We start from the raw sequence: 12,605 nt of genomic DNA on the forward strand, positions 1-12,605 counted from the left end.
AGGCGGTCAGTACGTGCTGGCCGCCTTCACCAGCGGGTCCAGGGAGTTGACCGTGTCCATGGCGCCGGCCGCCATGAGCCGCTGCCGGTCGGCCTCGAACCGGGCCAGACCGACGAACGGCAGGCCGATCGAGCGGGCCGCGGTGGCCTCGGCGACCGAACCGGCGACCATGACACAGCGGTCGGGCCGGGTCCCGAGCCGGCTCAGGGCGCGGCGCAGACAGTCGGGGTCGGGCATCAGCAGCCCCAGATCGTCCGTGCGCCCGTGGATTCCGCCCGCGCGCAGGGCCAGGGCCGTGTCGCGGTGGCCCAGGACCTGGTTCATCGCCTCTTGCGAAGTGTCTCCCACCACCGCGACCTGGATGCCCTGACCGTTGAGAACCCCGAGCAGTTCGCGGAGGCGGACGGAGGGGCGGGTGTTGCGGGTGGCCCTCGCCTCGATCGCGTCGAGGCGCCGTCGCAGGTCCTCGGCTGTCGCGTGCTCTGCGAACCGGCGCAACACGTCCAGGGGATGCACGGACCCCTCCGTCCCCTCGATGCCCGGATCGATCAGCGGTACGCCGTCCAGCGCGGCGGACGGGTCGCGGTACTCCACGAGGATCGCGGCGAGTTCCCGTGCCGCCGACATGGCCTGGTCGCGTGAGTACAGCTGGGTCACCGGACCGTCGAAGCCGAGGATCAGCGAGTCGACGGCCGTCAGCGCGTCCGCGACGGGGCTGCCCGGGGTCCAGGGCCGTGTGGGGGTGGTGAGCCCCGGGGTCAGGCTGGTGCGGCCCCGGAGCGAGACTCCCGGCGGGGCCAGCCGCAGCAGCCGGTCGCGGAGCCTGCCCTGCGCCTCGCCGACCCGCTCGGACGGCAGCCGGCGCGTGACGTCGAGGGCTTCCCTGCGCAGCCGGTGGATCAGTAGCTGGGGCAACTCCACCGGTTCGAACGGCGTGTGGGCGTCCGGATCGTTGAAACGCCAGTCCAGCTTGGCGTAACAGGTGAACGCCTTGGGGCCGCCCGCCCGGAGCGAGAGTTGGACCTCGGCCCAGTGGACGGGTGCGTGAGCCTGTCCCGGCCGCTCGTGGCCGAGCAGGGCGTACCAGCAGGTGGGTTCGGGGTCGTCCGGCTGGCGGTACAGCGGCTGGAACTCGGCGGCGGTGTCGTCGCCCGATGCCATGAGCTGTTCGTGGAAGGGGCGCGAGATCCCGACCAGCGCGCCGGCCAGGGCGGATTCGAGGCGGCTCTGGAGGGTGCGGTAGCCCGGCAGGTTCGTGTCGGTGAGCCGGACGGTGTGCCAGAAGGTGACCCGCAGCCGGGGCAGTTCTTCCTCGGCCAGGAGATCGGTGAGGCGCGCCAGTACGGTCCTGAGGAGGGGCAGCACATCGACGTCCACCTCGGTGAACAGGGCGAATCCGGAGAGGCGGGAAATGCGCTCCACGGCGTTCGGGTCGACGCCGCTTTCCTCTATCAGGCGGGCTACGACACGGCCCAGGGCGTGGGCGAGTTCCGCCGCGGCCTCTTCGCCGAGGGTGAATTCTGGTTCTTCGTCGGCGAATTCGAAGACTACGGAGGCGCGGGTGCGGGTGGGGTTGCTGGGCGCGGCGCCTTCGGGGGAGGCGGTGCTTTCGGTGGGCTCGGTGGGCTCGGTGGCCTCGCGGGGAGTGGTGCTTTCGGGGGGTGTGGTGCTTTCGTTGGGGCTGGTGGCCTGGCTGGTTGTGGTGCCTTCGCTTGGCTCGATGCCTTCGTCAGGTGCGGTGCCTTCGCGGAAAGCGCTGGGGTCGGTGACCTCGCCGGGGTCGGTGGATTCCGGGGGTGTCGTGTCTCCGGGGGGCGCGGCGCTTTCGTTGGGCTCGGGGGTTTCGCTGGGCGGGGTGGTCTCGCCCCATGCGAAGTTTGCCGGGGAAGCCGAGTCTTCGTCGGGGTCGGTGGTCTCGGGAAGTGGCGGGGAATGGCCCGTCGTTCTGGACTCCGCCGCTCTTGTCGCCTCCTCGGCTTCCAGGGTTTCCAGCAGTTCGCGGTGGAGTTCCTCGATGGCCGGGACCGTGGGGCCGCCGAGTAGCTGGAACTCCTCGTACGCGTCCAGCGCTTCGGCGATTCGGCCGAGGCGTTGGAGGGCGACCATGCGCAGGCGCCAGAAGTCCTCGCGGGACGGGTGGTCCGCCAGGAGGCCGACGAGGTCCGACGCGGCCTCCTCCAACCGGCCCAGCTCCAGGTCGAGTTCGGCTCGGGTACGCAGCAGCCAGAGGCGTAGTTGGCGGAGTCGGGTGCGGGCGGACTGGGCGGCCGGGCCCGATACGCCGTCCAGGGGCTCGCCCCGCCACAGGTCCAGCGCGGAGCCGATCAACTCCCGTGCCTCCGCGGGCTCCTCCCGCTCCCGTGCCTCCTTCGCCCGCGCCACCAGGACGTCACAGGCGACCACGTCCACCTCGGCGGTACTGGCATGCAGCGCGTACCCGTCCGGGAGGGTGGCCACGGTGCCGGGGCCGAGGGCGGTACGGAGCCGGGACGCCAGCCGGCCGAGTTCGGCCTCGGCGTGCGGGGGGCGCTGGGAGCCCCAGATGCCGTCGAGGAGTTCCCGCTGTGTGACCGGGGTGCCGTGGCGGAGCAGCAACTGGCACATGAGGGGCCTGAGTTCGGTGGCCGTGTGACGGTCCAGGACCGCGGGCTCCGGCTCCGGCCCCGACCGCCACACCCGGACAGGGCCGAGAAGCGAGTACCACAGGCTGGGTGACTCCTCGGCGAGACGCGGAAGTTCGGGGTCCTGGAGGCGGGCCAGACCCTCGGGCTCGCCGTCGTGGGCGGCGGCGATCGCGCGGATGAAGGGCTCAAACAGGTGGGGCGGCAGGGCGGAGGGCCGGGAGTCCCCTACGGAGAGGTCCCTTCTCGCGCCGCCCGACGCCAGGGACATCAGCAGTTGCCCGAGCGCGCGTTCGTCCTCGGCCCGCCCCGCCGTACCGGTCGTGTGCCCCACGTCGAAGTGCGTGAGCTTCGCCGTGCCGTCGGGCAGCAGGATCACGCGGGTCATGCCGATGCTGCCGTGGGTGACGCCGCGCGCGTGAACGGCTTCGACGGCCCGCGCCAGGCCGCTCGCGACCGAGACGAGAAGGCGGGGCGGGAGGAGGTAACCGCTGGGCGCCGCAAGGGCGTTGAGGGGAATTCCGGTCACGTGCTCCATCACGACATACGGCACATCGCCGTGTACGCCGTGGTCGAGGACGGTGACCACATTCGGGTGCCGCAGGCGGGTGAGCGCGGTTGCCGCGCGCCGGAACCTCTCGGTCCGCTCGGGCCCGAACCGTGTGTGCAGCCGCACCACGACCGTCCGGTCCGTGTCCTCCTCCGCTTCCGTGTCCCGGGCCAGCCACAGCGTGCCGCTGGGCCGCAGCCGCTGCTCCAACCGGTAACGCCCGCCGATCAGTTCACCGGGCGGCCGGGCCCCCGCACCCGTACCCGCCATCTCCCGGACGCTCTCCGGGTCCACCGTCGCGATCGGCGCCCCCGCCAGGTTCCCCGGCGTACCGCCCACGGCGGGCGCCTCGGCGCGGAAGTCGCCCGCCGCCGTGCCCGCCCGCGCGTCGATCAGCGCGCCGACCTCCGCGAGCAGCGCGGCCGTACGGTCCCGGCTGCTGCGCGGCAGCGAGCGTTTCAGCAGGCCGCGCACCCCGGGCCGGAAGGCGTACGAGCCGTGCGGTGCCTCGCTGGTGAGCATGCCGCTGAGGATCACCTCGGCCAGGTGCTGCGGGCGCGGGCGGGGTTCGATCGCCGCGTGCACCAGCCGCATGACCGGCAACCGGGGTACTCCCAGGGCGAGATGGCCGGCCAGCCGGAACGCCTCGGGCGAGGCCGTGGCACGGAACCGGCCCACCAGCTCGGTCGCCGACAGCGCCGTCACGTCCTCGCGGGTCGGGTCGTCCGCCGCGAAGGGTAGGGGACGGCGCGGCAATCGGGCCACGGCGCCCGGCAGTTGGGCGCCACCCGGGTCGGCGATCAGTGCCGACCAGTGGGCGAGCCAGACGGGGGACGGTTCCAGGACGGGGAGCGGGAGGGTTCCGTCGGTCCTCGCTGCCGGACTGCCCGGCCCGGTGGTATCGGTCGGCACCGGATCGTACGGCGTGAAGGTCAGCGCGGCGGACGGGGCGGCGGGTCCCGGCGCGGTCAGCAGGCCCGCCTCGGTCGGCAGCGCGGTGCCGCGCCACAGCCGCTCGGGCAGCGGCTGGAGCACGGCGAGCGGCAGCCGGGCCGCCCAGCGGCGCAGGGTCCCGTACCAGCGGGCGCCGGCCGGCCCGTCCCACCACTGGGGGCCCATGCAGTCGCTGATCAGCAGGGTGACGGTGCGGCCGTCGGCCGGGACCGGGGCGGGCGCGCCGAGCGGTCCGCGTACGGTGCCGTCGGCGTCGGCGCGGTACAGCTCGACCGTGCGGAAGGCCCCCGACTGGGCGAAGGCCGTGTGCAGTTCGCGGACGAGGGGGCGCCAGACGGGCATCGTCGGTCCGGCGTCGTACACCAGATGCAGGCGCAGCCAGCGTTCCCGGGTGGGGCGCAGGACCGGCAGCCACCACTCGGGCCCGGCGCCCAGCCGCGCGATACGGTCCGCCGTGGCCTCCTCGTCCAACTCCCGGCCGAGGGGCGACGGTACGCGCCGCGCCAGCGGACGCAACGCCCGCTGAAGAGCCAGCGGACGCGCCAGCATCGGCGGCGCGGGCGCCAGCAGCGACGCCCGCGCCACGGTCCCGCCCAAGCCCGCGCCCTCGGCCCCGGGTGCGGGGGCCGGGAGATGGAGCGGTACGCGGCCCTCGTCGTGGGGGAGTGCGGGCGGGGGCGGGGATGTGGGGGACGTCGGGCTCGGTGCGGTCACGGAAGGACCGGCGGGCGGCGAGGTGAGCGGAGCGACCGGATCCGGATCCGGGTCCGCTACGGGCGGCGGCTCCGGGTCCGCCGGGGCCTGGATGTGCCGGGCCAGCCAGAGGAGTTCGGCCAGCTCGATGGCGCCCATCCGGGTCCCGTCGCCAGCGCGGGCGAGGAGGTCCACCAACTGGGCGGTGGGCGGCGGGGTGTCCGGGCTAGAGGGCATCGTCGTCCGGGCCGTGGCCGAGATACGGCATCAGATGGTCCGCCAGGTCGTCCCGGGACGCGCCGGTCAGGCCCGCGGCGCCGGTGAGGTAGATCGCGTTCAGAAGCTGGTCGGTGGCGAGTTCACCGCCCGAGCCGCGGCTGACGAAGTGGCCGATCAGCGAGCGGGCGTAGTCGTCGGGCTCGCCCAGATGCGCGCGGACGATCTCTTCGAGGTGCGCGTCCCGGGGCCGGCGCAGCCGCAGCGACACACAGCGGCGCAGGAACGCGGGCGGGAACTCCCGCTCGCCGTTGCTCGTCATCACGACGAAGGGGAACGCCCGGCAGCGCACCCGCCCCCGCGCCACCGGCACCCGGTCGTCCGTGCCGTCCACCATCACCTCGGCCTCGGCGGTGTGCCGCGCCGTCCGTACCAGCTCGGGGATCTCGTACTGCCCTTCCTCCAGGACGTTCAGGAGGTCGTTGGGCAGGTCCAGGTCACTCTTGTCGACCTCGTCGATGAGCAGGACGCGGGGGCGCCGGTAGGGGAGCAGGGCGGTGCCGAGCGGGCCGAGGCGCAGATGGTCCTGGAGGTTCGCCGCCGGATCCCGGGCCGTGTCCCGCGCCCTCACTCCCTTTCTGTCCCGGGCCGCCGCGTCCCTGGCCGCGTACAGCCGGGACAGCGGGTCGTACTGGTAGAGGCCGTCGTGGAGCGTCGAGCGGCTGGTGATGTTCCAGCGCAGGACAGGGCCGAGCCGCAGCTCGCGGGCGACCGCGTAGGCGAGGGACGACTTGCCGCTGCCCGGCGGCCCGGTCACCAGGAGCGGGCGGCGCAGATACAGCGCGGCGTTGACCAGGTCGACGCTCTGCTGCGTCGCACGGTAGGTGCGGGCCCGGTGCGCGCGGTCCGGCGACGACGCCGCCTCGTCGCTCTCCTCCGCCGGGGTCTCCAGCTCGGGCCCGCCGTTGAAGGCGCGCCAGGGCGGCGGCTCGGGCAGCCGCTCGATGCCGTCGTGCGGCTCGCTGGTGCCGGTGTAGACGGGCCACAGGGACATGGGTTCCGCTTCTCCTCGGTCGGATTCGATGCGATTCAGTCGGGTTCAGTCGGATTCGGTGGGGCGCCCGACCCGGTCAGCCGACCGGTGAGCGTGCGTGTCCCGGCGTCTCCGGGAAGCACCGGGGGTCCTCCCACAGCAGTGTGAGGTCCCGCGCCCAGTGCTCGTCCGGCTCGGGCGACAGATACACGGCCTTGCGCAACGTCCTTATGTGCAGGGGGAGTTCGGCCGGTGGCAGTCGCTGTACGTAGTCCACGAGCGAGTCGAGGAACGCGCCCCCGGTGCAGGGCTCCCCGTCGTCGTGGTCGCCGCCGCAGCCGGTACGGGGCCACAGCATCACCGGTACCGAGCCGTTCAGCCCGGCCGAGAACAGCCGTTTCATCCGGGCCGACTTCGGGGGCGCCGTGAACCCCATCATCTGGCCGTCCTCCCACAGCCGTACGGTCAGCCGGCCCTGGTCCTCGCTGCTGCCGCACTCCACCCGGTACAGATCGGCCGCCGTCCGCCCGTCCAGGGACTCCCACTTGCGCAGCAGCCCGTGTTGCAGCCCGCCCTTGCGGCGTCGGTCCCGGTCCATCACGACCAGCGGGTACAGACAGCCGATCGGGCTGGGGTCGTCCTCGCCGCGCGGCCACTGTTCCACGGGCTGGCTGAGCAACTCCCTGGGCAGCACGAACGCGATCAACACCTCTGCGCCGTGCGGGAGTTCATGGAACGCCTCGTCCACACGCTGGGCGACGTACCCGCGCACCCGGGCCTTGGGCAGACTCCGGTTGCCGATGACACGGCGCTGTCCGTCGCGGTACGCGGACACCTCGACCAGGAGATGGCCCCGGCCCGCGCCGCTGCGTTCCAGCTCCACGACGATCGGGGACCAGGTGGCGGTGGCGGTGGCGGGCGGCGCGGGGTGCCGGTGCGGCGGTACGTGGCCCTCGCGCGCCGGCCAGCGTTGCAGGGCGTGCCGGGTCGTCGTGTCCTCCACGAAGTCCGCGAGCCGGGCGGCGAACCGGTTCGGGGCCTGGGCGTCGTCCACCTCCCAGAACAGGTACCAGGCGGCGGCCCACAGCGAGGGGAACCCGTTCGGCGGGAGCGGCGGTCCGCTGACCGGGTCGACCGACTCCGTGAACAACTGGTCGGGGGTGCACTCGACGCCCGCGGTCTCGGCCGCGCTGACCAGCTCACGCAGGGACTCCTTGGCGGCGCGGTCGAAGCCGTGTGTGGGGATGAGTTCGCCGAGCCGGGACCAGGAGCGGGCCATCACGGCGGCGGGCAGCATCCGGCCGTTGCGCACGGCCCTGTCACCCGCGGCGGCGGACACCATGCCGACGACATGGCCGGTGTCGGCGAGCACGGCGGCGGCGCCGCTGAATCCCGGGGCGAGCGGCTGCCCGTGCGCGTTCCAGGCTTCGAGCTGGATCCACTCGCCCGCGATGCGCTGCGCGCCGGTGGTGCGGTACTCGGCGAGGGTGCCCTCGTCGTAGCGGGCGGGGAAGCCGTAGACCAGGAGTTTGCGGGGCGGATCGCCGTAGCCGTGGTCCGGCGGCGCGAACTCGGCGTGCTCCAGCGGTACGTCACGCTCCAGTTCCAGGACGGCCAGGTCGCCGGAGTCGGTGTCGCCGCCACCCCAGTCGCCGCGTGCGACAACGGTCGCGGTGAGCGGACCGAGCCCGGCGGCCTGCGGAAAGGTCACGGTGACCCCGGCCTCCTCGGCGCCCTGAACGACATGCGCGCAGGTCACGACCTCCCGGGCGGACACGAGGAACCCGGCGCCCACCTCACGGCCACAGTCCACCCGAGCGTGCCACTGGGCGTGGGGCCTGACCGGATATTCAGGGGCTGCCGCCCCCCGGGCCCCCGCACCACCGACGCCCGCCGCGGGGGTGCCCACCGCCGGGATGCGCGGTGCGTCTTCGAGGTCGGGACCGCCTTTGCCTCGGGGGCCGTCGTCGGGCCGGAAGGCTTCCTCGCGGGTCATGGAGTTGCCGCTGCCTCCGGGGGCTGCCCGGTGGTGTCCGGTCCCGTGGTGTCCGGTCCTGTGGTGTCGGGTTCCGGTGTCCGAGGCGGAGCCGTATCGGCTCGGTCAGGCGTTCTTGGTGACCACGCGAGCTTGACCACCAAGTGGCCCTCCGCCGAGCCCTTCACCAACACCGCTCCCGTTTCGGCCGTCATACGGACGCCGAACTCGATCTCCACGGTGTCCGGTTTCAGTACCCCGTCGCGGAACACCCGTAGCGCCGCCTCCGCCGCGGCCCGCGCTCCGGCGAGCGACGCCTCGAAGGTGCGGGTCGCGCGCGCCGGGCCGTCGTCACGTGAGACCAGGCGGGAGCCCGAGCCGTCATCGGGGGCCGCGACCACGATCCTCGCCCCGTCGTCGGTCCTGAACTCCACCAACTCGTCCATGCATCCCCCGTACCGCACCCGTCGCAAGGTCCTCGCGAAGTCAACCGTATTGTCCCAGGCGGCGCTTGCGCATGTCCGCGGAACCGGGACTGGCGGGAAGCCGCCAGGGCACCTTCCCGCCAGTCCCCGTCAACACTCCCGCAACACGGGCCACCCGACACTCAGTCGCAGCACCCGGGAGCACTCCCTCCCGGGCCGGACGAAGAGAGGGACCCATGACACGAGCTTCCGCGAGACGCGGGGCCGGACTTCTGTCGACCGGGCTGCTGTCGGCCGGACTCGCGCTCGTCCTGCTCCCGGCGAACACGGCCACCGCAGAGGCCACCCCCGCCCCCGCACGGCCGGCGGCCACCCCCGCCGCCCAGGCCACGCACACCGTCACCCTCGTCACCGGCGACAAGGTCACCGTCACGGAACTCGGTGGCGGCCGAAAGGCGGTCACCGTCGACCGCCCCAAGGGTGCCACCGGCGCGGTCCGTACCCAGGTCTCCGGCGGCACCGTCACCGTCGTACCGGACGAGGCCCTGCCGTATCTGGACGCCGGCACCCTCGACCGGCGGCTGTTCGAGGTGACCGCGCTGATCCGCCAGGGCTACACCTCCGGCGGCCTCCCCCTCATCGTCACCTACCGCGAGAACACGCCCCGCGAATCCCGTACCGTCCCCCATGGCGCCGAGCGCGTACGGCCGCTGCCCAGCGTCGACGGCACCGCGCTGCGGGCTGACCGCGACCGGACGTTCTGGTCCACGGTCACCAGCGACACGTCCAACAGCACACGGGCCGAGGGAACTTCACGCTTCGCTGCCGGCATCGACCGCATCTGGCTGGACGCCCGCGTCACCGCCGACCTCGCCGAGAGCAACGCGCAGATCGGCACCCCCGCCGCATGGGAGGCCGGCCTCACCGGCAAGGGCGTCAAGGTCGCCGTGCTCGACACCGGCGCCGACACCGGGCACCCGGACCTCACGGACCGGGTGAGCGAGACCAAGAGCTTCATCGAGGGCGAGGAGGTCGCCGACCGCAACGGCCACGGCACCCATGTCGCCTCCACGGTCGGCGGCAGCGGCGCCGCGTCCGACGGCAAGGAGAAGGGTGTCGCGCCCGGTGCCACGCTCGCCGTCGGCAAGGTCCTGAGCGACGAGGGCTCGGGCTCCGAGTCGCAGATCATCGCCGGGATGGAGTGGGCAGCGCGGGACATCCACGCCAAGGTCGTGTCGATGAGCCTCGGTTCGCAGGAGGCGAGCGACGGCACCGACCCGATGGCGCAGGCCGTGAACACCCTGTCGGCCGAGACCGGCGCGCTGTTCGTCGTGGCGGCCGGCAACACCGGCGCGCCCGGCTCCATCGGCTCGCCCGGCGCCGCCGACTCCGCGCTGACCATCGGCGCCGTCGACTCCGCCGACGAGGCCGCCTACTTCACCAGCCAGGGCCCCCGCTTCGGCGACAGCGCCCTCAAACCCGACCTGTCCGCACCGGGCGTGGACATCCTCGCCGCCCGCTCCCGCCTGGCCGAGGGCACCGGCGACTACACCACGATGAGCGGTACGTCGATGGCCACCCCGCATGTCGCGGGCGTTGCCGCGCTCCTCGCCGAGAAGCACCCCGACTGGACGGGCGCCATGCTCAAGGACGCCCTGATGTCGACGTCCAGGCAACTCGCCGATTCCGTCTATGCGTTGGGTGCCGGCCGGGTCAGCGTTCCCGACGCGGTCGGCGCCACGGTCACCGCGACCGGCAGCGCCGACTTCGGCGCCTACACCTGGCCCTACGCCGACAACAAGCCCGTCACCCGCACCCTCACCTACTCCAACACGGCTGACACACCGGTCGAGTTGAGCCTGAGGGCCGAGGGCGCGGCCGACGGTGTCGCGACCCTCGCCGACTCCACACTGACCGTCCCGGCGCACGGCACCGCGTCCACCACCGTCACCGGGGACGGCGCGAAGGCACCGGTCGGCGCGACCAGCGGCCGTATCGTCGCGAGCGCGGGCGGCAAGCCGGTCGCGCACACCGCGTTCGGCCTGGTCAAGGAGGAGGAGCGGTACACGCTCACCGTCCACGTCAAGGACCGGGACGGCGCCCGCACCCCGGCCCGCCTGGTCGTACAGCAACTCGCCCAGGGCACTGACCCGTTCCCCGTCCAGGTCGGCGATTCCGGCACCCTGGAACTGCGGCTGAAGCCGGGCACGTACAGCGTGGCGTCCTTCCTCGATGTCCGGGGCAGCCACGGCACGGACTCCCTCGGCCTCGGACTGCTCGCCGCTCCCGAGACCGTTCTCGACCGGGACCGTGAGATCACCCTCGACGGGCGCGGGCTCCGCGAGATCGCGGCCGACGTGGACCGCCGCACCGAGACCCGCCAACTCCTCATGGAGTACGACCGCAAGGCCCGGGGAGCCGACCTGTTCAGCGCCGTCCAGGTCCCCCTCACCTACGACAGCATTTTCGCCGCGCCCACCCCCAAGGTCACCGACGGCAGCTTCGAGTACCGCACGGTCTGGCGGCTCGGCAAGCCGCTCCTGGACACCGAAATCGGCGGCCGACGCCTCGGCGAGGCCACCGTCCAGCCCGGCGGCACCCTGATCGAGGGCCGCGCCCGACTCTCCCTCATCGACGCGGGCGACGGCACACCTGCTCAGTACCAGGGCAGGAACGTCCGGGGCAAGGCGGTCGTCGTGCGCCGTACCGACGCGTCCGAGCAGGCCGATCTGGCCCAGGCAGCGCAGGACGCGGGCGCCAAGGCCCTGTTCGTCACCGATGACACGCCCGGCCGGCTGATGGCCTGGTGGGGCACCGACGCCGGCGAGGACCGGCCGCTCCAGATCGCCACCGTCAACGCCGCCGACGGCGCCCGGCTCATCGCCGCCGCACGGGCCCACGGCCGCGTCGACACCACCGGCACCCCCCACACGCCCTACATGTACGACCTGTCCGACGGCCACCAGGGAGCCATTCCGCGCGGTGACCTCACGTACCGGCCGAAGAAGTCCCAACTCGCCGCGCTCGACACCAAGTTCCACGCGGTGAGGCCCGCCGACGGCAGCGAGTTCCGGTACTCGATCACCGACACCTTCCGTATCGGCATCGGCTTCCAGGAGCGGATCGATCTCCCCGCCGAACGCACCGACTACGTCTCCACCGGTCCAGGACAGCGCTGGCACGAGTCCGTGACCACCGGCCCCGGTGCCCTGGAGGAGCGCAGCGGCCAGGTCACCTACCGGGGCGGCAGCCACCCGGAACTCAACTGGTTCAAGCCGGTCCTGCACCCCTGGCTCGGCACCGGACTCGGCTGGGGCCAGCAACGCTCGGGCGCCACACTCCAGTTCAACGCCCCCGGCTGGGGCGACGCGGGCCCCGACCACACCGGCTTCGGCGATGTGTGGGGCGAACCGTCGATGACGCAGGTCACCGAGGTGTACGTGGACGGGGTGCGGGTCGACCGGCGGATCAGCTCCGGCGCGTACGTGTGGGACGCCGACCCGGCCGAGCGCACGTACAAGCTGGTCACCGACACGACGCTCGACCCGGCACGCTGGAAACTGTCCACGAAGGGGCACGCTGAGTGGACCTTCCGTTCGTCGGCGACCCCCGACGACCGCTGGACGTTCCTGCCGCTGCTCAACCTCGGCTTCGACGTCGACACGGACCTCTCGGGTGACATACGCGCCGGGCGCAGGCTGCCCATCGGCCTGTACGCCGAGTATGTGAAGGGCGCGCCCGGCACCGGCACCATCGGCGGCGGCACGCTCGACGTGTCCTACGACGACGGCCGGACCTGGACCTCCGTCGACCTGGACCGCGACGGGCGAGGGGCGGCCTGGCGGGGGAGTCTCAAGGTGCCCTCGTCCGCCAAGTTCGTCTCCCTGCGCGCGTCGGCCCGTGACGACCGGGGCGGGAAGGTGACGCAGGAGATCATCCGGGCCGTGGGCGTGAAGTAGCCCTGGCCGAACCCCTGTTGATACGACAGGCGGCGCCGCCTCCCCGTGGGACCGGGGGAGACGGCGCCGCCGTTCGGGTCCGGTGGACCCGGGTGGTTCGGGTGACGTCAGATCAGCCGGCCGACGAAGTGGATGAGGCCGGCGAGGATATCGGTGATGACGTTCATGGTGGTGCTTCT

General features: G+C 73.0%; 5 protein-coding genes. 1 reads left to right on the forward strand and 4 read right to left on the reverse strand.

What is annotated here, in order from left to right:
• Positions 1–6: 6 nt before the first annotated feature.
• The 4 genes from ACFVT5_RS06290 to ACFVT5_RS06305 all read right to left on the reverse strand — a co-directional run bounded on the left by ACFVT5_RS06290 (position 7) and on the right by ACFVT5_RS06305 (position 8,488).
• Positions 7–5,055, reverse strand: a complete 5,049-nt coding sequence (locus tag ACFVT5_RS06290) for an SAV_2336 N-terminal domain-related protein (RefSeq protein WP_389881937.1) — start codon at positions 5,053–5,055, stop codon at positions 7–9.
• On the reverse strand, positions 5,045–6,088 hold the full coding sequence (locus tag ACFVT5_RS06295; protein WP_389881939.1) for an AAA family ATPase: 1,044 nt from the start codon (positions 6,086–6,088) through the stop codon (positions 5,045–5,047). Before ACFVT5_RS06295 ends, ACFVT5_RS06290 begins: the two co-directional genes overlap by 11 nt.
• Before the next feature lie 76 nt (positions 6,089–6,164).
• Positions 6,165–8,063: a trypsin-like peptidase domain-containing protein gene (locus tag ACFVT5_RS06300; protein ID WP_389881941.1), complete on the reverse strand. Its 1,899-nt coding sequence runs from the start codon at positions 8,061–8,063 to the stop codon at positions 6,165–6,167.
• Positions 8,060–8,488: a CU044_2847 family protein gene (locus ACFVT5_RS06305; protein WP_389881943.1), complete on the reverse strand. Its 429-nt coding sequence runs from the start codon at positions 8,486–8,488 to the stop codon at positions 8,060–8,062. The genes ACFVT5_RS06300 and ACFVT5_RS06305 overlap by 4 nt, the downstream gene beginning before the upstream one ends.
• A gap of 215 nt (positions 8,489–8,703) precedes the next feature.
• Between ACFVT5_RS06305 and ACFVT5_RS06310 the strand changes: the two genes are divergently transcribed.
• On the forward strand, positions 8,704–12,426 hold the full coding sequence (locus ACFVT5_RS06310) for a S8 family serine peptidase (RefSeq protein ID WP_389881945.1): 3,723 nt from the start codon (positions 8,704–8,706) through the stop codon (positions 12,424–12,426).
• Positions 12,427–12,605: the final 179 nt, after the last annotated feature.

Origin of the sequence: Streptomyces sp. NPDC058001, assembly GCF_042886315.1 — a bacterium.
Taxonomy (GTDB): Bacteria; Actinomycetota; Actinomycetes; order Streptomycetales; family Streptomycetaceae; genus Streptomyces.